Below are 20,200 nucleotides of genomic sequence, written 5' to 3' on the forward strand. Positions count from 1 at the left end.
ATGCAGGACGAACCGACACCGATCGAGCTGACCAAGGCGGTCGCCGATTTCCTTCGCAACGACATCACGCCGCTGATCTCCGGCCATCAGGCCTTCAAGCTGCGCGTCGCCGTCAACATCCTCGACCTCGTCACGCGCCAGCTGACGCGGGAGGCGGGGAGCGATGCGAGCGAGGTCGAGCGCCTGCGTGCGCTGCTCGGCATGGACGGCTCGGTGACCGAGCTCAATCGAGCGCTCGCCGAGCGTATCGCAAAGGGCGAGGTCGACCTGGCAACGCCGGGTCTGGCCGAGCATCTGTGGGCAACCACGATGGACAAGCTTGCGGTCGATCAGCCGAACTATGCGTCCTACAAGCGGGAATTGGGGCGCAGTCCGTAGCTTCGTAGCCCGGATGGAGCGAAGCGTAATCCGGGACGGTCGCGCGAAACGATGCCGCGGCCCCGGATTGCGCTTCGCTCCATCCGGGCTACGTCCACTCTCTCCTCCGTCATTGCGAGGAGCGAAGCGACGACGCAATCCAGACCATTTCCGCGGAGGCAGTCTGGATTGCTTCCGCCTTCGCCAGAGGCTTCGGCGGACAAGTCGCTACGCTCGCAATGACGAGGTGTTGAGAGAGCCGCGCCACTCTCTCCGCCGTCATTCCGGGGCGTCGCGCAGCGACGAGCCCGGAATCCATTCATCCACCGTTACTGCCACTCGATGGATTCTCAGATGCGCAATTGCGCATCATAGCTCGCGCCTTGCGGCGCGCCCCGGAATGACGAGCGGGCTACTTCCCCACCCATTTCGGCGGCCGCTTCTCCGAGAACGCCTTCGGCCCCTCGATGTAATCCTGCGAGGCCACCATCGCCTTCACCGCGGGATACTCGCGCTGCTCCTCGATCGCCTGCTCCAGCGACACGGCGAGGCCCTTCTGGATGGTCTGCTTCGAGGCGCGGATCGACATCGGCGAATTCTTGGTGATCATCTCGGCCCAGCGCAGCGCGCCGGCAAGTGCTTCGCCCTGCGGCACCACCTCGTTGATGAAGCCGAGCTCCTGTCCCTCCTTGGCGCTGACATGGCGCGCGGTGAGGATCATGCCCATGGCGCGCTTCAGCCCGATCTGGCGCGGTAATCGATGCAGGCCACCGGCAAGTGCAGCAAGGCCGACCCGTGGTTCAGGGAGCGCGAAGGTCGCATTCTCGGAGGCAATGATCAGATCGCAGGCCAGCGCAATTTCAAAACCGCCGCCCATGGCGACGCCGTTGACCGCGGCGATGATCGGCTTGTCGCAGTCGAAGCGCGCCGTGAGGCCGGCAAAGCCGCCCTTGTCCCAGCCACGCTTGCCGCCCGCTGCCTGCCACTTCAGATCGTTGCCGGCGCAGAACGCCTTGTCGCCGGCGCCGGTGACGATCGCGACCCACTGCTCGGGATCGGCGGAGAAATCGTCAAACACCTTTTGCAGCTCGAAATGCGCGTCGGTGTGCAGCGCGTTGTAGACTTCGGGCCGCGACAGCGTGACGATCGTGATCGGCCCCTTGCGTTCCACCTTTGAGAATTTCAGCTCCATCGCGCGCTCCCGCATTTTCTCGTGAAGGAATATTGGCGTCATACTACCGCGCGGCGGCGCACGAGCACCACCAAATTGCGCAATGCGCCTTGCATCCCTCACACGCCTCGCATTGCTTGACGTTAGCTTGCTTGACTTGGCGGCACACTTCTCACCTTAATCGTACGAAGCAAAAATGCGCCTAGCGCCTTAACACAAAACGAAAAAATCAATCCGGGAGAGAACCGTGGATTTCTCATTGCCTGCCGATCTCGTCGCCTATCTCGGAGAGCTCGACCGTTTCATCGAACGCGAGATCAAGCCGCTGGAAGAGGCCGACGACAACATCCGCTTCTTCGACCATCGCCGCGAATGGGCGCGCACCGATTTCGAGAATGGCGGCCTGCCGCGCCATGAATGGGAAGCGCTGCTGCGCAAGGCCAAGGATCTCGCAGACGCCGCCGGCCATCTGCGCTTTCCGGTGTCGAAGCAATATGGCGGCAAGGACGGCTCCAACCTCTGGATGGCGGTGATCCGCGAGCATTTTGCCGCCAAGGGGCTCGGCCTGCACAACGACCTTCAGAACGAGCATTCGATCGTCGGCAATTTCCCCGTCGTCACCATGCTTGACCGTTACGGCCGCGACGACCAGAAGGCGATGATCGACGGCTCGATCAAGGGCAAGTACCGCATCACCTTTGGCCTGACGGAGCCGCATCACGGCTCGGACGCCACCCACATGGAGACGCGCGCGGTGCCGGCGACCCGCGACAACGTCAAGGGCTGGATCATCAACGGCGAGAAGATGTGGACCACCGGCATGCATGTCGCCACGCATTGCGCGCTGTTCGCCCGCACATCAGGCAATGACGGCGATGCCCGCGGCATCACCTGCTTCCTGGTGCCGGCCAAGAGCCACGGCGTGAAGGTCGAGGAGTACATGTGGACCTTCAACATGCCGACCGACCATCCCCGCGTGAGCTTTACGGACGTGTTCGTGCCGGAAGACGCGCAGTTCGGTGAGGTCGGCCGCGGCCTGTCGCTGGCACAGTGCTTTGTCCACCAGAACCGCATCCGCCAGGCCGCAAGCTCGCTCGGCGCTGCGGTCTACTGCATCAACGAGAGCGTCAAATATGCGCGCGAGCGAAAGCCGTTCGGCAGGGCGCTCGCCGAGAACCAGGCGATCCAGTTCCCGCTGGTCGAGCTCGCGACGCAAGCCGAGATGCTGCGCCTCTTGATCCGCAAGACCGCCTGGGAGATGGATCAGCTCACCGAGGAGCAGATCGAGCGCACGCTCTCCGACCGCGTCTCGATGTGCAACTATTGGGCAAACCGTCTCTGCTGCGAATCCGCCGACCGCGCCATGCAGGTTCACGGCGGCATGGGCTACTCGCGCCACAAGCCGTTTGAGCACATCTACCGCCACCACCGTCGCTACCGCATCACTGAAGGCAGCGAGGAGATCCAGATGCGGAAGGTGGCGGGGTTCTTGTTCGGCTATATGGGGCCGGGGAAGCATTGATTGTCATTGCGAGCGTAGAGGCAATCCAGAATTGTTCCAAAAAGGACAGACTGGATTGCTTCGTCGCAAGCGCTCCTCGCAATGACGGGAGGAGAGAGGCGCGCGTCTGTCTCCACACCGTCATTGCGAGCGAAGCGAAGCAATCCAGAAATGTCGCCGCGAAGGGACTCCGGATTTTTCCTCCCAATGACGATCAATTCACCCGCCGGTCCTTCCCCGCCCAATACGGCTCGCGCAACTGCCGCCGCAGGATCTTGCCTGAGGGATTCCGAGGCAGCGCCGGCAGGAACTCCACGCTCTTCGGCGTCTTGTAGCCGGCGATGCGCTCGCGGGTGAAGTTGATGATGTCGGTGGCGGTCGCCTGCTTGCCGGGCTTCATCACCACCACGGCCTTCACCGCCTCGCCCCATTTCTCGTCGGGAATGCCGATCACCGCGGCTTCGGCGACGTCAGGATGATCGCACAACGCACTCTCGACCTCGGCGGGATAGATGTTCTCGCCGCCGGAGATGATCATGTCCTTGATGCGGTCGTGGATGTAGAGATAACCGTCCTCGTCCATGTAGCCGGCGTCACCCGTGCGCAGCCAGCCGTCGCCGCGCAGCGTCGAGGCGGTTGCCTCCGGCAGATTCCAGTAGCCGGCCATGTTGGAGCCCGAGCGCGTCGCGATCTCGCCGACCTCGCGCGGCGGCAGCGGTTTGCCGTCGGCATCCAGAATAGCGATCTCGACACCCGGCAACGCCTTGCCGGCCGAGCGCATCCGCTCGAGACCCTCGATGTGGTCCTCAGGCGGCAGCGCGACGATCGTGCCCGTGGTCTCCGTCATGCCGTACATCTGCACGAAGCCGCATTTGAAGATCTCGATGCACTCCTTCAGCAGCGCCGCCGGAATCGGCGAGGCGCCGTAGAGTATGTATTTCAGCCGGGAGAAGTCGACCGTCCTGGCGCGCGGCTGCCGCACCACGAACTGCATCGCCGCCGGCACCATGAACAGCTTTGTGATGCCCGACTGCTCGAAGAAATCCAAAACCTTGGTCGGATCGAACTCGCGCGCGATGACGCCGCGGGCGCCGTGGTAGAGCCCCATCACGCCCCAGCCGGAGCCGCCGATGTGGAAGATCGGCATCGCGACCAGCGAGACGTCATCCGTCGACCACCGGTTCCACTCCGGCTTGTCCGCGGCATTACCGGTCTGCACCAGGTTGAGGAAGTTCGCGTGGCTCAGCATCGCGCCTTTCGGCTTGCGTGTGGTGCCCGATGTGTAGAGCTGGATCGCGATGTCCCTGGTGTCGATCGGCACTTTGGGATCGTCGCCGCTCTGCGCATCGCGCCAGTCGGCAAAATCCTGCCATTCCGGCGCGCCGCCTTCGGTGGTGATGACCGTGCGGACGCCCGGGAGCTGATCCCTGATCTGCGAGACCTGTGTGATGAATTCCGGCCCGACGAACAGCACCGGCGCCTTGCAGTCGGCAACGATGAAGGCGACCTCGGGTCCCGCGAGCCGCCAGTTCACCGGCGCCATGACGACGCCGGCCTTCATCGCGCCCATCAGCAGTTCGAAATAGAGATCGCTGTTCTTGCCGAGATAAGCGATGCGGTCGCCTTTCTTCACGCCCATCGCGATCAGCGCATTCGCGACCTTGTTGGTCCTGACGTCGAACTCGGCAAAGCTGGTGACGCGGCCCTCGAACTCGTAGGCGGTGGCGTTGCCGCGGCTCGTCGCGCGCTCGCGCACCATGTCGGCGAGATTCGCCAATGGCTGTGTGGTGGACATGTCTCTCCCGTGGCGTTTTGTTTTTATGCCGCGGAGTGTGGCGTCATCCGCGGGCAAAGACAATATGGGAGAGGGCGGGGTATGCGATCACCCCCGCTTCGCCCGGTCCTTCTCGTTCTGCGCCATGATGCTCTCGCGCGCGGTCTTCCAGTCGTCGTCGCTCCAGTCGCGGAGCTGGTAGAAATTACCGCCCATCGCGAGCGCCTGCGCGCCGTCCATGGCGATCGTCTCGCCGGTGATCCAGTCGCAGCCGCCGGAGATCAGGAACACCGCGAGGTTCTGCAGCTCCTCCATGGTGCCGACGCGGCCCATCGGGTTCATCGCCTTGGTGCGCGCGCCGGCTTCGTCGCCCGGCTTGATGCGCTTGCTCATGCCCTCGGTCGGAATCTCGCCCGGCGCGATGGTGTTGAGGCGGATGCCGTAGCGGCCCCATTCGGTGGCGAGCGACATCGTCATGGCGTGGATCGCGGATTTGCTCATCGCCGACGGCACGACGTAGGGCGAGCCGTTGCGCACCCAGGTCACGGTGATCGAGACCACGTTGCCGGGCTGCTTCAACGCGATCCAGCGCTTGCCGACCGCATGCGTCACATAGAACGTGCCGTGCATGACGATGTTGGCGACGGCATCGAAGCCGCGCGGCGACAGCTCCTCGCTGCGCGAGATGAAATTGCCGGCGGCATTGTTGATGAGATCGGTGAGCGGCCCGTCGCGAAAGATGTTCTCGACCATCTCCTCGACCGCGAGCGCGTTGCGGATGTCGACGCCGTGGCTGGTGACGCGGCCGCCATACTGATCCATCAGCTCGGTCGCGGTCTCGTCGCACACGATCTTGCGCCGGCCGCAGATGTGCACCTCGGCGCCGAGCTGAAGGAAGCGCGCCGCCATCGACTTGCCCAGCCCGGTGCCGCCGCCGGTCACGAGAATGCGCCGCCCAGCCAGAAGATTTTCCTTGAACATGGCTGTTTCTCCCGTACGGATTGTCGGTTAATTGGTCGATTGACTAAATCCGGCCGTCAGCTTTCTGTAAAGCGGCACCGAACAAGAACAGGGAGAATTCATCCATGGAAGAGCGCGTCTCGATCTCGATCTCGGAAGGCGTCGCCGACGTGCGCCTGGTGCGTGCCGACAAGATGAATGCGCTCGATCAGGCCATGTTCGAAGCGCTTGTCGCGGCAACCGAGCGGCTTTCGAAGGAAAAAGGCGTGCGCGTCGTGGTGCTCTCCGGCGAAGGCCGCGCCTTCTGCGCCGGTCTCGACATGGGGCGTTTTGCCGCCATGAAGGAGAAAGGCGGCAACGGAATTCCGGGTGGCGAAAATCGTGACCTCACCAAGCGCACGCACGGTCAGGCGAACTTTCCGCAACAAGCGGTATGGGGATGGCGACAGCTTCCGGTTCCCGTGATCGCGGCGGTGCACGGTGTTGCCTTCGGCGGCGGTTTCCAGCTCTCGCTCGGCGCCGACATGCGCTTCCTCGCACCCGATGCGCGGATGTCGGTGATGGAGATCAAATGGGGCCTCGTCCCTGATATGGCGGGCACGCCGATCCTGGCTTCGCTGGTGCGTGACGACATCCTGCGCGATCTCACCTACACCGGCCGCATCTTCTCCGCGCAGGAGGCGATGACCTACGGTCTCGCCACGCGCATTTGCGATGATCCGCGCGCGGCAGCGCTTGAAGTTGCGCGCGAGATCGCCGGCAAGAGCCCCGATGCGATCCGCGCGGCGAAACGCCTGCTCAACAATCTCTCGGTCGATCCCGGCCCGGCGTTGCTGGCGGAGTCCGTCGAGCAGCAGAAGCTGATCGGCAGCGCGAACCAGACCGAAGCAGTGCGCTCCAATCTGGAGAAGCGCGCCGCGAAGTATGCGGACTAGTAACTCCCCGTCATTCCGGGGCGCCGCGTAAGCGGCGAGCCCGGAATGACGGGTGAGATTGTGGCAAAACTGTTCAACCCGACGAAAGATCGGAATTCAACAAATGAGCGAAACGTCCAACTTCCTCGGCATCGTCTCCGGCGACCGCCGCCGTTCCCACACCGACGTCGCCGCCCGCGCCGACCGCATCGCCTCCGGCCTCGCCAAAATCGGCGTCAGGCAGGGCGATTGCGTCTGCATGCTGATGCGTAACGACATCGCCTTCCTGGAGGCCGCCTATGCCGCGATGCGGCTGGGTGCCTATGGCGTGCCGATCAACTGGCACTTCAAGCCGGAGGAGATTAACTACATCCTTGGTGATACCGGCACGTCCGTGCTGATCGGCCATGCCGACATGCTGCACGCCTTGCGCGATGCGATCCGTGAGGGCGTCACCGTGCTCAGCGTGCCGACGCCGCCGGAGATCTTGTCCAACTACAAGATCGATCCCGATCAGTTGAAGACGCCGGATTTCGCGATCGATCTCGAATCCTGGCTCGCACAATTCCAGCCCTATGACGGCCCGGTCGTGCCGCAGCCCATGAACATGATCTACACCTCGGGCACCACAGGCCATCCCAAGGGCGTGCGGCGGAATGCGCCGACGCCGGATCAGCAGGCAGCCGGCGAGCGCATGCGCGCGATGATCTATGGCTTGAAGCCCGGCGCCCGCGCGATCCTGCCGGGGCCGCTCTATCACTCCGCACCGAATTCGTTCGGCATTCGTGCCGGCAAGCTCGGCGGCGTGCTGGTGCTGATGCCGCGGTTCGAGGCGGAACAGTTCCTGGAGCTGATCGAGCGGTACAAGATCGACACCATCTTCATGGTGCCGACCATGTTCATCCGCCTGATGAAGCTGCCGGAGGAAGTCCGCAGGAAGTATGACGTCTCCTCGCTCCGCCACATCATTCATGCCGCCGCGCCGTGTCCGGCCGACGTCAAGCGCGCCATGATCGAATGGTGGGGCCCGGTGATCTACGAATTCTACGGCTCGACCGAATCCGGCGCCGTGACCTTCGCGACCTCCGAGGATGCGCTGAAGAAGCCGGGCACGGTCGGCAAGATCTCGCCCGGCGCCGAGCTGCGCTTCATCGGCGATGACGGTCGCGTGCTGGGTGTGGGCGAGATCGGCGAGATCTATTCACGCATGGCCGGGATGGCCGATTTCACCTACCACAGCAAGCCCGAGAAGCGCGCCGAGATCGACCGCGATGGTTTCATCACCTCCGGCGATGTCGGCTATATCGACGAGGACGGCTACGTCTTCATCTGCGACCGCAAGCGCGACATGGTGATCTCGGGTGGCGTCAACATCTACCCGGCGGAGATCGAGTCGGTGCTGCACGCCGTGCCCGGCGTGCACGATTGCGCGGTGTTCGGCATCCCCGATGCCGAGTTCGGCGAGGCACTGATGGCGGTGGTCGAGCCGCAAGCCGGCATCACGCTCGATGCGTCCGATGTGCGTGCAAGGCTGAAGACGTCGCTCGCCGATTACAAGGTGCCGAAACACATCGAGATCCGCAGGGGGCTGCCGCGCGAAGATTCAGGAAAGATCTTCAAGCGCCGCCTGCGCGATCCCTATTGGGAGCAGGCGGGGCGGAAGATTTGAAAGTCCGTAGCCCGGGTGAGCGAAGCGATACCCGGGGCGGTGAGAGTTGAGGTCCCGGATGTCGCTGCGCTCATCCGGGCTACAAAAGAGGGGACTCCCATGAGCGATGCGGCAAGCGAGACCGAAGAAGTGCTCTACGAGGTCGCCGACCACATCGCGACCATCACGCTGAACGCGCCGGAGCGCATGAACACGATCTCCGGCCCGATGCTGAACGATCTGGCGCGGCTCCTCACCGAAGCCAACGAGGACAACAACATCCGCGTCGTCATCCTCACGGGCAAGGGCAGGGCGTTCTGCGCCGGCCTCGACCTGCGGAGGGAGCGCGACGGTAACGGCCTCAGCGCTGCGTCTTCGCCGACCACGATCAACCTGCGCAACACGCCGCCGACGGTGTTGCAGGCGATGGACAAGCCGACCATCTGCGCCGTCAACGGCGGCGCGGCCGGCTACGGCATGGACACCGCGCTCGGCTGCGACATCCGCATCATGGCGGAATCCTCGAAGCTCGCCGCGGCCTTCGTCAAGCGCGGCGTGGTGCCGGAATCCGGCGGCACCTGGCTGCTGCCGCGCATGCTCGGCTGGGCCAAGGCCTCCGAGCTGATCCTCACCGGGCGCACGCTCAGCGCGCGCGAGTGCCTGGACTGGGGTCTCGCCAACGAGGTCGTGCCGGATGCCGAGCTGATGAACCGCGCGTATGCCGTCGCCCGCGAAATCGCCGCCAACGCGCCGCTCGCGGTGCAGGCCTCCAAGCGCATGATGCGGATGGGCCTCAACGAAAACTTCCACGACCACGTCCATCACGTCTATCTCCAGCTCCTGCCGCTGTTCAAAACCCAGGACATGGCCGAAGGCATGAAGGCCTTCATGGAGAAGCGCGAGCCGAAGTTCGAGGGGAAGTAGTTTGTAGCCCGGGTGAGCGAAGCGATACCCGGGACAGTGAGCGGCAAAGCCCCGGATGTCGCTACGCTCATCCGGGCTACGACAACCATGGTGTGAAAGCGGACCTGCCCCTACACCAGCTCCCCGCCCACGAACAGCAGGAACGATCGTCCCGGCACCTTGTAGATGCTGTCGAACTCGAACCGCGCGCCGGATGCGCCGTCGCCGATATTGGTGTCGAGCAGCAATGACCAGCATGGGCCCGCCGTGGTACGCGGCAGCTTGAAGTCGACCTCGCCCTCAAAACTGTTGAGGATGATCAGCACGCTGTCGTCCTCGCCATGGCGCGCGATCGCGGTTTTTCGCGCACGGCCGTCGAGCACGACGCCGAAGCATTTCAGCCAGCCGCTCTCCCAGTCGGCGCTCGACATCTCGCTGCCATTGGCATTGACCCAGACGGCGTCGCGGATGTCGAGCTTCGCGTCGTGCACGCCGGTGAGGAAGCGGCTGCGGCGCAGGATCGGATAGTCGCGCCGGAGCTGGATCACGCGTTTGGTGAAGGCGAGCAGCTTTTGCGAATCCTCGCCCATGCTCCAGTCGAACCAGGAGATGTCGCTGTCCTGGCAATAGGCGTTGTTGTTGCCCAGCTGGGTACGGCCGAATTCGTCGCCGCCGAGCAGCATCGGCGTGCCCTGCGAGAGCAGCAGGGTCGCCAGCATGTTGCGCTTCTGCCGCTCACGCAGGGCGATGATCTCAGTGTTGTCGGTCGGGCCTTCGACTCCGCAATTCCAGGAGCGGTTGGTGGAATTGCCGTCACGGTTGCCTTCGCCATTGGCCTCGTTGTGCTTGTCGTTGTAGCTCGCCCAGTCGTTCAGCGTGAACCCGTCATGTGCGGCGATGAAATTGACGCTGGCCCATGAGCGCCGGCCGCCCCAGCGGTTGAAGATGTCGCCTGAGCCGAGCAGCCGCGTTGCGAGCGCGGACGGCGGCGCCTCGCCGCGCCAATAGTCGCGCACGGTGTCGCGGTATTTGTCGTTCCACTCCGCCCAGCCGGGCGGGAAGCCGCCGACCTGGTAGCCGCCGGGCCCGCAGTCCCAGGGTTCGGCGATCAGCTTGACGGTGGACAGCAGCGGATCCTGGTCCATCGCCTTCAGGAAGCCGCTCTGCTCGTCGAAGCCGTAGACCTCGCGGGCCAGAATGGTGCCGAGATCGAAGCGGAAGCCGTCGATATGCATGTGGCCGGCCCAGTAGCGCAGCGAATCCATCACCATCTGGATCACGCGCGGATGGGAGAGGTTGACGGTGTTTCCGGTGCCGGTGTCGTTGATGTAATAGCGCCGCCGGTCCGGCAGCAGGCGATAATAGCTCGCATTGTCGATGCCCTTGAAGGACAGCGTCGGCCCGAGCTCGTTGCCTTCGGCGGTGTGGTTGTAGACGACGTCGAGGATCACCTCGAGGCCTGCGCCGTGAAGCTTCGACACCATCTCCTTGAACTCGCGCAGGCTGTTCGGCACGTCCGATGCGTAGCGCGGGTCGGGCGCGAAGAAGCCGATGGTGTTGTAGCCCCAATAGTTGACGAGGTTCTTCCTCAGAAGATTGTCGTCGTTGATGAACGAATGGATCGGCAGCAGCTCGATCGAGGTCACGCCGAGCGATGTCAGGTGTGCGATCAGCTCCGGCGCGGCGAAACCGGCATAAGTGCCGCGAAGGTTCTCGGGCACAGCGGGGTGCTTCTTGGTAAAACCCTTGACGTGGGTTTCGTAGACAATGGTCTCGTCCCAATGGACGTTCTGCCGCGCGGCCTCGGCCTGCCAGTCGAAATCAGGATCGACCACGACGCATTTCGGCATGAACGGCGCGCTGTCGCGCTCGTCGAAGCTGAGGTCGTCGCCGGTCTCCATCTTGTAGCCGAACACGGCCGGATTCCAGGTCAGGCTCCCGGCATGCGCGCGGGCATAGGGATCGAGCAGCAGCTTGTTGGGATTGAAGCGATGGCCGGCGTCGGGCTGGTAGGGCCCGTAGACCCGGTAGCCGTAGAAGGTGCCGGGACCGACGCCGGCGATATAGCCGTGAAAGACCTGGTCGGTATATTCCGGCAACTCGAAGCGATGCGTCTCGCGCTCGCCGTCGAACAGGCAGACCTCCACCTTTGTGGCGTTGGCGGAAAAGACCGCGAAATTCGTACCCTCGCCGCTCCAATGGGCACCCAGCGGATAGGGCAGGCCTTCCTCGATGATGAAATCGGACATGTGAACCCCCTGGCCGCGTCGGCAACGCCATCGCGTTCCGAATGTTTCAAGCGGCCGGATCATTCTGCTCGGTACGTGCGTCAGCGCGATGAAGCGAGAGGTAGCGCCCGCTTGAAATCCGCAGCCCTCCGGCCTCCATGCGAACCATCGATGATGCTCCTCGCGGTCCTGCCGCGTCCTGAGTGCAGAAGTAAACGTAACTATCGGTATAACCGATCTGATACACGTATGGGTAGAGTTGTTTGACGGGCTCGGCTATGCTGCCGCTCCCTGTTTCAACTGGTCCCGATTTCTCATGCCATCGTTTCGTCCCGGGTTCTTCGAAGTTCCTCATGCGGCCGTCTATGCCTTGATGACGGTGACAGTCCTCGCGTCAGGGTTTTGCTTCATCCAGGCAGGGGGTCCGTCGGCGCCGGCGGAGCTGCTGTATCGCTACGGCGGCATGTATTCGACCGCGATCGCGCGGCATGAGTACTGGCGCCTGCTCGCCTATGGCTTTCTGCATGTCAATTTCATCCACCTCACCATGAACATGTTGTGTCTGGTGCTGTGGGGCGGACATCTGGAGCGGCGGGTCGGACCGGCTTATTTCCTCATCATCTATCTCTGCGCGATGGTGTTCGGCGCGGTCATCGGCAATGGTATCCATTCCACCCCGTATTTGACGGTCGGCGCGTCCGGCGCCACGTCGGGTATCCTCGGCGCGCTGCTCTGCCTGTGGATTCTCGGCAAGCTCGATGTCGGGTTCGATTTCTTCGCGATCAACATCGGATTGAACATTGCGTTCGCGTTCAGCAATTCACGGATCGACTGGGGCGTCCATCTCGGCGGTTTTGCCGCCGGATTGATCGCCTGCGCGTTGCTCGACCTTGTCGAGAAGGCGAATGCCTGGGCGCTTCGTTGCAAGTTTCCCGAGGTCGTGAAGGTCAATCTGACCCTGCTTGCCTGCGTCATGGCGCTGTGGGCCTGGAGCGGTCAGGCCCAGGCCATCGCCGCCGGGGCTTCCGGATGGGGTCTGATGATCATCATCGTGGTCGCATGCTGCGCCGTCGTGAAGCTGGTCGATCTTGCGCTCTCCATGAGGAAGGGTCTCGCGATCGTCGTGACGGCCTTGGCTGGGCTGAACGCTGCTGCCGCGATGCTGTGCGGTTGGGCTCTGGCATTTTCTTGCTGGCCGCGCTGGCCAATTGGACCCGTTCCGCTCGACAATTTTCTTGTCATATTCTGCCAAAATCCTGTGCTCATCTCGGGACTCACCGCGATTGGTGTCGCCGCGCTGACGCTTTATCTGTGCGCGAAGGAGATTTCGCGAGGGATCGAGGATGTTGGATTCGTCGCCACATCGCTGCGTGCCGAACGTAGCCGGCGTCATGGACTATGACCTCCGGGAGCGTGCTATAGTGAGGGGGTCATTGACCCCGCGGATCATCCCATGACCCCTGTTTCCATCCTGCTCAACATCCTCTGGATCCTCATCGGCGGCGCTTGGATGGCGTTCGGCTGGCTGGTGGCCGCGGTCATCATGGCCATCACCATCATCGGCCTGCCCTGGGCGCGGGCGGCGTTCAACATTGCCGTCTACACGCTGCTGCCGTTCGGCTCGAGAGCGGTCAACCGCTACGATGTCACCGGCATGAGCGATATCGGCACCGGCCCGCTCGGGGTGATCGGCAACATCATCTGGCTCGTGCTGGCCGGCTGGTGGCTGGCGCTCGGCCATCTCGTCACCGCGCTGGTCCTTGCCGTCACCATCATCGGCATCCCCTTCGCCTGGGCTCATCTGAAGCTCGCCGGCATCGCGCTCTGGCCGATCGGCAAGGTGATCGTGCCGGCTTAGGGCGAACGCGTAGGCTAGGCAGAGCGTAAGCGAAGCCCATCATTCCGTCCGCCTGTGACGAAGAAATTCGATAGCATCTCGCGCATGCGCCGATCAAGGGCACGTGGCTCGGCCGCGATCCCTGCCGATGTAGCGGACCCCGCGCGGCGAATCGCCAAAGCGGGCCCGGAACAGGCGATTGAAGTGCGAAACGTCCGAGAAGCCCACTTCCAGGGCGATATCGGAAATCAGTTGCGCGCCGGCGCGCGCTTCGGTCAGCAATTTGAGCGCAAGTTGCAGACGTAGCTCATTCACGTGCCCGGTGAACGATGATCCCGACAACGCCATCAGGCGCTGCAGATAGCGAGGTGAAATGCCCTGGCGACGAGCGACCGTCTCGACGCTGAGCCCGGGCTCCTGAAAGTGTATCGCGATGTAGTCGAGGACGGCACTGTGGCGCGCGGCCACGACCGCACTCGCATCGCTCTCGCCCAAGGGAGCGCACTCGCCGACTGCGAGCGCTACGAGATCACAGGTGTGAGCCGTGACGACATCACGCAGCTTGGGGGCGGCCAGAGCCCCCTCCTTGAATGCCGACCTCAGATAGGCCATGAGAAGACGAAGCGGCTCGTTTCGCCGGGGGATCGGTCGCATAGCGAGGCTCTCGATATCAGTCACGCGCTGCGCAAGCGCCTCGCGGGGCACAGCCAGACCGAATAGCATTCCGTCGACATAGGTGACTGTGGCTGGCTCCGAATGCAGAATCGAGGCTGCGTCACCGGCGCAAAGCTCGATGTCGCGGCCGCGCTGCGTCAGTTGACTTCTTCCGGGCGGGCAGACGATCAGGCCGATCGAGTCGTCACCGTCGGCAAGGCTCGTCCGCAAGCGCTTGAAGCGCATGGATGAGCCTTTCAGTGTGAGCGTGCGCAAGCCGCGGATCGCTTGCAGCGTTGCGTCGACTTGTAACGGAATGTTCGCGAGAGGCTCGACATCGGCGTGGACTATCCCCCGCACAAAGCTCTCGCGCCATAGTGGAAGTCGCATCCGCTCCGGATGCTCGCGCGTCGAAAATCGATGCGATACGAAATTGGCTGCGTCCGTAGACATGGGGACCTCCAGCCTTGACAATTGATTGGTTCAAATGCAGCGACAGGCCAGCTTTCGGTATCAGTATTTTGCAATTTGCGCACCGACCGTATCTTGAGGTACGCAGTACTCCAAGAAGCTACATCGTTTGTCTGCTAGTCTCGTTCACCTGTGATTGATGCTGATGTGAACTGGCTCACGTGGCGACTAGAAAAATGCGACAATCTTTGATTGCGAATATCGAACGCAAATCTCTCCTTTAAGAGGAGATCATTGTGATGGCTCTATTTCAAATTGCTGCCATCGGATCGAATTTGAAAATCCATGGCAGGGTGCAAGACCAAATCCAGCTTTACAACGCTGCTCGCGACTGATCGGGCTCAACGATCCGCAAGCGGAAGTTCTGCAGAACGAGGCTATCCTCTGATACCGACTTTCTGTCGGCCTTGATCGTCGCATCACCATTGAGGTCCGTCGGACGCAAGTTACGTCCCGACACTGCTCGTTTTCGGCCGCCGGGTAAGGTGGTCGAAATCCGTCACATGGGACGTCAACCGTGGTGATTGGGAAGGGATTCGATCATGTTCGCCATAGTCGACATGCTTTATCGCGAATACTGCCGTGCCCGTCTCACCGAAATGCGAAAGCAACTTTTGATACGGGGCGTCGGCGACCAAATCTTGCAAGTGCCTTGGGAGCAAGTGCCTTGGGAGGACGATGATCCTGCCGACCAAGGCGCCCAGAAGAGCGGCTGGGCGACCAAGGAGCCCCGATCACCCATCGGGTAGCTGGCGCGCGTTACCGACCTCATGAACGCGAGCGCACGCAGGCAGGTCACCAGATGGACGATCGACCTCACACCTCGACGCGATTGTTCGGCGAAACTCCACCCGAGTTCAAGGGAGCCGGCCGCGATCTGCGTATCGACGTCTGTCGTGGGATCGCGTTATGGTGGATCTTTCTTGACCACGTTCCCAACAACATCGGGAGCTGGTTGACGCCGCGCAACTACGGCTTCTGCGACGCCGCCGAGATCTTCATGTTCATCTCGGGCGTGACCTGTGCGCTGGCCTACGGCAGGGCACGTGAGCGCGAGGGCTGGAGCGGTATGATCGGCCGTTCGCTGCGGCGGGGATGGGACATATACGCGGCGTTTCTACTGCTCACGCTCGCTTGCGCCATACTCGTCTACCTCTCGGGCAGCGATGATCTCGCCGATGAAAGCAATACGCGAATCCTGCTCGAGCATCCGGGCCCGACGCTTGCTCACGCAGCAACCTTGCAATACCGACCTGTCAACACCGACATCTTGCCGGTTTTTGTGATTTTTCACGTGCTGTTCGCGCCGCTGCTGTGGCTGTTGCTGCGAGCACCGAACGCCACCCTTGGGGTCTCCTTGTTGCTCTACGCGCTTGTGCACGTCTTCGGTTGGACGGTTCCAGCCTGGCCCAAGGGCGTCTGGTTCTTCAATCCGCTGGCGTGGCAGCTTCCGATGGTGCTGGGTGCATGGTGCGTCATGGAGGGAGAGAAGCTCCGGCCCTGGCTGATGTCGCGCCCGGCGCTTGTTCTCGCCGTTCTCTATCTGGTTTTCGGCCTTGTCCTTGTACAGAGTTGGAGCATCAAGCCGCTGGTCCCGCAAATTGTGAGGGACCTGCTATTTCCGCTGGATAAATCGAATCTCAGTCCGATACGCCTGCTGCATTTTATGGCTCTTGCCGTTGTGGTGCTTCGATTCATTCCTCAGGATTGGGGAACGCTATCAACGCCGGCGCTGAGCTGCGCGAGGTGGTGTGGCGAGAATTCGCTGCCGATCTATTGTCTCGGCGTCCTTCTGGCGCTGGGCAGCCACCTTACGCTGCTCGACCTCTCCGAGGGACTTGCGATGCAGATCGTGGTCAGTTGTGCTGGAGTCCTGATGATGATCGTCGTTGCGCGGGGACTGAACGCGATCGGCCTCAAGCGCGAGCGGAAGTCAGGGTGGACACAGCCGATCGAGAAAATTCCGCCGGTTCGCTGAACTGTTAGTCTCAAGGGCCCAGCCCATCCTGCGCGCCGGTCTGGTCAGCATCCACGACATTTCCTAGACTGTCGGTATTCGATCAATGAAAGCGCGGGCAATTCAAAATGGCGATGGAGCAGAGGGGCGCGACAGGCGAGGGATTTGCGACCATTTCTAGTGACGGCCGCGTCCTGGATTCCTGGTTCCTTCAGTTGCGCCTAAGTCCAGAGGCTGATGGGGCCGCGACGGCGCGGCTGACCGAGCGGGAGATCAAGGAAGCATTGGGCGAGCCGGCAGCCGGATATGCGCGGCACGACGATGTTCGCAACGTCGACATCGTGCCGATCCGCACCCAGATTGGATCCCTGGCATCCGCGCCCGCTGACGTGCACGAGGCCTACCTTCGGCTCCATCTGCTCAGCCACCGGCTCGTCGAACCCCATGGGCTTAACCTCGAAGGGATTTTCGGCCTGTTGCCCAACGTGGCCTGGACCACGCTCGGGCCGTGCGAATGCTCGCGTGTGCCGGAAGCGCGAATGGTCGCACGCAAGCGCGGCCTGGCTTTCGAGGTGGCGGGCGTCGACAAGTTTCCGCGCATGACCGACTATGTGACGCTCGCGGACGTGAGAATTGCAGATGCGGATCGCGTCAGGCTGGGAGCCTACCTGGCACCGGGCACAACCGTCATGCATGAAGGCTTCTGCAGTTTCAATGCGGGCACGCTCGGTCCCTGCATGGTCGAAGGCCGGATCAGCGCCGGCGTGGTTGTGGGAAGCGGCAGCGACGTCGGTGGCGGAGCCTCGATCATGGGCACTCTGTCCGGAGGAGGCAAAGAGCGGATTACAGTTGGCGAGCGCTGCCTGATCGGAGCCAACGCCGGCATCGGCATTTCCCTGGGTGACGATTGCATCGTCGAAGCAGGCTGTTATGTCACGGCAGGCGCGCGCATCCTTTTGGAGGATGGCCGGGTCCTGAAAGCCAGAGAACTCTCGGGCCAGAAGGGCCTTCTTTTTCGTCGTAATTCCCAGAGCGGCGCTCTCGAGGCAACCAGACGTACGCCAAATTGGGGCGGCCTCAACGCGCAACTTCACGGCTAGGTAGTTCACGCAAGGAAGTCGTCGGCGACAATTGTGGCGCGTCGGCGATGCCGCCCCCTAATCCATAGCGGACCTTGCCGCGCTATCTGCCGACAGAACTCGTAGGATGCGTAGAGCGTCAGCGAAACCCATCTTCTCTCCTCGTGTAAACGGCCGATGGGTTTCGCTGCGCTCTACCCATCCTACGCGCTGGTGCTTGAGGATTTAGCGGCGACAGTCCTTATGCCGACCGGGGCGAAGACCGGAGCCGTTCGGGAAGGCGGCAGCGCAGGATCAGCGCGATCATCAGGATGATCGCCGAGAAGAAATGACTTCGTAGGATTGCGATCGACCCAAAGTCAGGGTTGATCGGATCGATCGCAATCGGCCGCGCGTTCAGTATGAATGTGGCAACCGCAATCGTCAAAGGCAACACGCCCCCGGCGTTCGTCAGGACCATCACTGCGGGGATCAACGACACGAAGTAATGGGTCCAGGCGATCGGCGTACAGATCGTGATGCTGATCAGCGCCACGCCCGTCGCGGCGCCACGCCACGCATGCCGTCGCGACATCCAACCCGACAGTGCCACGCCAATGATTGCTGCCGCGAGGGACGTGAATTTCAACGCCGCCGACAGCGGCAGCATCCGCCAGTTTCCGACATCGGCCCGCATATCGGATGAGTAGCCGAGCCAAGCCGCCAGCGACTGGTTGTTGTACGCGACCAGCAGCACGTTCGACACACGGCGCATCGACTGAACATAGGCGAGCATGAGGTCCGATCCCGCGGCCGCAACGGTCATGGCGGCCAGGATCAGCGAGAACACGACGAACCAGAACGCGGCGCGAAAGCGTCCGCCGACGAACCAGTAGAGCAGGAGAAATCCCGGCGTGATTTTCACAGCGCAGGCGGCCGCCAGCAGCGCGCCCGGCGTCACCGCCCGGCCGCGCTCCGCCAGCGCCAGGGCCATCACGGTCAGGACCAGGAACAGCGCGTGCGTCTGCATCAGCCACATCGCGTATTGGAACGGCGTGCTGATCGCGGTCGCCAGCAACAGGAACGAAAGCGGCAGAGGCCGCAGGAAATTGCAGGCCCAGCTCCGCGCAACGATCTCGATCATCGCTGCCAGCGAGACTGCGCCGATACACAGGAAGATGACGGCGAAGGCGCCGAAGGTCATGTGGCTGCAGACCGGCTGCAGCATCCAGGCCCAGAGCGGGGTCTGGACGTAGGGATGCAGGACGCCCGTGAAGCCTGCGTCCGCCGCGGCGCTCACCCATCCGGGCGTATCGACGGCGGAGAACAGATCCGGATGGAAATCGTAGAGGTGCTCGCCGCGACCTGCGGCAAGCAGACGGCAGCCGACATAGGACGACGACAGGTCGTCGCCCGGCGCGTTCCGAAATCCGATCACACCATAGGCGACGAAGATGAGATAGAGCGCGAACCTTTGGAGCACCGGTGTCCCGGTCCAGGCCTTGAAGTTCCCCATTCTGTCCCCGGCGCGCAGCGTATGAATCAGATGCTACTATAGATGATCGGCCACGCAGCAGTCTTCCACAGGCGCCGGGATGACCGCTTGTGACCCTGGCTGTGTGAAAACATAGCGCCGCTGTTGTGATTCTCCCGTGATTCTGAGGGGGAATCGATGAGGCGCTTCGTCGAAGAGGCGCTGCTGCCTGAACGCCTCGATGATCTCATTGACGAACAACCCTGTTCGCGCGATCGACGAGTTTGTCGATGCGCTTGATCCGGCCGAGATGTGCTTCGGTGGAGTTACGCCGGCGGCAGCCGCATCGACGGCCACACGCGCGCGGTGAGGGGTTCAGTCCTGTGGGCGCAGGGCCGCTTCGGCGCGCTGCATCATCCGCCTCCATCGCTCGCTTGTCGGCCCGCCCATGATCAGGAAGTAGCGGACGATCGCGATCGGCAGCCAGGTCTCCAGCGCTTGCGTCAGCGCCGCGGCCGGCGTGCCGGCCAGCCGCGCATATTCGGATTGCGCGGCGGCATTGACCGCAAGCGGCCGCTGCGGATTGTCGGTGACGTCGAGGGCGAGCTCGGCCAGGTTGATGTGCATGTGCCCGTGATCGAAGGCCGCCGGCGCGCGGATCGAGAAGGTCCAGTCGATCAGCCGCGGACCATCCGTCGTCATGATCACGTTGTTCGGGTGGATGTCGCCATGGCACAGCCCGTCCCCCGGCTGCTGCAGGCGGTCGATCAGCGCGAGGATGCCGGAGGCGACGTGATTGGGCACGATGTCGCCCGCGCGCCTGAAGGAGGTGTCCATCCAGCCTCGCAGGACGAAGGCGTCCGGCGGTGGCGACATCCTGTGAACGGAGAAGGTGAGGGACGCGATGATTGCGCCCGCCTGGGCGAACGTCACGCCGCCGCTGCGCGTGAGCTGCAGCAGCGTCGGTCCATCGAGGCGGCCGAGCACGATGCCGAAGCGTCCGTCGACCATCACCTCGTCGAACACTTCCGGTGCCGGCACTCCGGCAGCGAAGACCGCCCGGGTCGTCCGCGCCTCCTGCTGGACGAGCCGCCGCGGGAAACCTTCCTTGAACAGTTTGACGACCTGACCCGGCGCCCAGGCGTGGATGTCCGCCGTGCCACCCTGGTTGATCTTCTCCCCGAGGGATCCCCGCATCGCCCGTCCTCCCGTCGCTCGCGACCAAATACCGAAGGCGGGCAAAAGAGAACGCTCCCGCAATCGTGGCTGCCAGCCAGGATCGTGGCTTGTCCC

The 20,200-nt window shown here is 62.9% G+C and carries 16 protein-coding genes; 9 read left to right on the forward strand and 7 right to left on the reverse strand.

Translation table 11 applies throughout. The annotated features are described in order from the left end of the window. Entirely contained in the window at positions 1 to 378 is a 378-nt protein-coding gene (locus RAD16_RS08555) for a DUF6285 domain-containing protein (RefSeq protein ID WP_458157441.1), read from the forward strand. 391 nt (positions 379 to 769) lie between these two features. Here the strand turns inward: RAD16_RS08555 and RAD16_RS08560 are convergent, their stop codons facing one another. After that, on the reverse strand, positions 770 to 1,549 hold the full coding sequence (locus RAD16_RS08560; RefSeq protein ID WP_458157442.1) for an enoyl-CoA hydratase-related protein: 780 nt from the start codon (positions 1,547 to 1,549) through the stop codon (positions 770 to 772). Positions 1,550 to 1,775: 226 nt separating this feature from the next. Here RAD16_RS08560 and RAD16_RS08565 point away from each other — a divergent pair, with 226 nt between their 5' ends. Further along, positions 1,776 to 3,050: an acyl-CoA dehydrogenase family protein gene (locus RAD16_RS08565; protein WP_326896245.1), complete on the forward strand. Its 1,275-nt coding sequence runs from the start codon at positions 1,776 to 1,778 to the stop codon at positions 3,048 to 3,050. A gap of 193 nt (positions 3,051 to 3,243) precedes the next feature. Here the strand turns inward: RAD16_RS08565 and RAD16_RS08570 are convergent, their stop codons facing one another. Together RAD16_RS08570 and RAD16_RS08575 are read right to left on the reverse strand one after the other, a co-directional pair. After that, a complete protein-coding gene (locus tag RAD16_RS08570) occupies positions 3,244 to 4,824 on the reverse strand; it encodes a fatty acid--CoA ligase (RefSeq protein WP_458157443.1) in 1,581 nt (526 codons plus the stop codon). A gap of 87 nt (positions 4,825 to 4,911) precedes the next feature. Next, a complete protein-coding gene (locus RAD16_RS08575) occupies positions 4,912 to 5,784 on the reverse strand; it encodes an SDR family oxidoreductase (RefSeq protein ID WP_458157444.1) in 873 nt (290 codons plus the stop codon). 104 nt (positions 5,785 to 5,888) lie between these two features. Between RAD16_RS08575 and RAD16_RS08580 the strand changes: the two genes are divergently transcribed. The 3 genes from RAD16_RS08580 (at position 5,889) to RAD16_RS08590 (ending at position 9,249) form a co-directional block, all read left to right on the forward strand. Then, complete coding sequence (locus tag RAD16_RS08580; RefSeq protein WP_458157445.1) at positions 5,889 to 6,698, forward strand: crotonase/enoyl-CoA hydratase family protein; 810 nt, start codon at positions 5,889 to 5,891, stop codon at positions 6,696 to 6,698. Positions 6,699 to 6,801: 103 nt separating this feature from the next. Further along, positions 6,802 to 8,346 (forward strand): acyl-CoA synthetase, encoded by a 1,545-nt coding sequence (locus RAD16_RS08585; RefSeq protein ID WP_458157446.1) that lies wholly within the window; start codon positions 6,802 to 6,804, stop codon positions 8,344 to 8,346. 99 nt (positions 8,347 to 8,445) lie between these two features. Next, a complete protein-coding gene (locus RAD16_RS08590; protein ID WP_458157447.1) occupies positions 8,446 to 9,249 on the forward strand; it encodes an enoyl-CoA hydratase/isomerase family protein in 804 nt (267 codons plus the stop codon). A 110-nt stretch (positions 9,250 to 9,359) separates the two neighbouring features. Here RAD16_RS08590 and glgX read toward each other — a convergent pair whose 3' ends face one another. Beyond that, positions 9,360 to 11,477, reverse strand: a complete 2,118-nt coding sequence (glgX, locus tag RAD16_RS08595) for a glycogen debranching protein GlgX (protein WP_458157448.1) — start codon at positions 11,475 to 11,477, stop codon at positions 9,360 to 9,362. A gap of 295 nt (positions 11,478 to 11,772) precedes the next feature. On the opposite strand from glgX, the gene RAD16_RS08600 reads away from it, so the two are divergent. Continuing rightward, a complete protein-coding gene (locus RAD16_RS08600; protein ID WP_458157449.1) occupies positions 11,773 to 12,858 on the forward strand; it encodes a rhomboid family intramembrane serine protease in 1,086 nt (361 codons plus the stop codon). 51 nt (positions 12,859 to 12,909) lie between these two features. Next, entirely contained in the window at positions 12,910 to 13,314 is a 405-nt protein-coding gene (locus tag RAD16_RS08605) for a YccF domain-containing protein (protein WP_458157450.1), read from the forward strand. A 93-nt stretch (positions 13,315 to 13,407) separates the two neighbouring features. On the opposite strand, the gene RAD16_RS08610 is transcribed toward RAD16_RS08605, so the two are convergent. Beyond that, the gene (locus RAD16_RS08610; protein ID WP_458157451.1) at positions 13,408 to 14,400 is read right to left on the reverse strand and encodes a helix-turn-helix domain-containing protein; all 993 of its coding nucleotides are present in this window, start codon (positions 14,398 to 14,400) and stop codon (positions 13,408 to 13,410) included. 820 nt (positions 14,401 to 15,220) lie between these two features. Between RAD16_RS08610 and RAD16_RS08615 the strand changes: the two genes are divergently transcribed. Beyond that, on the forward strand, positions 15,221 to 16,396 hold the full coding sequence (locus RAD16_RS08615; protein WP_458157452.1) for an OpgC family protein: 1,176 nt from the start codon (positions 15,221 to 15,223) through the stop codon (positions 16,394 to 16,396). A gap of 107 nt (positions 16,397 to 16,503) precedes the next feature. Then, a complete protein-coding gene (gene dapD, locus RAD16_RS08620; RefSeq protein ID WP_458157453.1) occupies positions 16,504 to 17,475 on the forward strand; it encodes a 2,3,4,5-tetrahydropyridine-2,6-dicarboxylate N-succinyltransferase in 972 nt (323 codons plus the stop codon). 220 nt (positions 17,476 to 17,695) lie between these two features. On the opposite strand, the gene RAD16_RS08625 is transcribed toward dapD, so the two are convergent. Together RAD16_RS08625 and RAD16_RS08630 are read right to left on the reverse strand one after the other, a co-directional pair. Next, positions 17,696 to 18,949 (reverse strand): glycosyltransferase family 87 protein, encoded by a 1,254-nt coding sequence (locus RAD16_RS08625; protein WP_458157454.1) that lies wholly within the window; start codon positions 18,947 to 18,949, stop codon positions 17,696 to 17,698. A gap of 333 nt (positions 18,950 to 19,282) precedes the next feature. Then, positions 19,283 to 20,104 carry a phosphotransferase gene (locus RAD16_RS08630; protein ID WP_458157455.1) on the reverse strand — a complete coding sequence of 274 codons (822 nt, stop codon included), beginning with the start codon at positions 20,102 to 20,104 and terminating at the stop codon, positions 19,283 to 19,285. Positions 20,105 to 20,200 lie beyond the last annotated feature (96 nt).

The sequence above is a fragment of the Bradyrhizobium sp. 18BD genome, assembly GCF_054185225.1.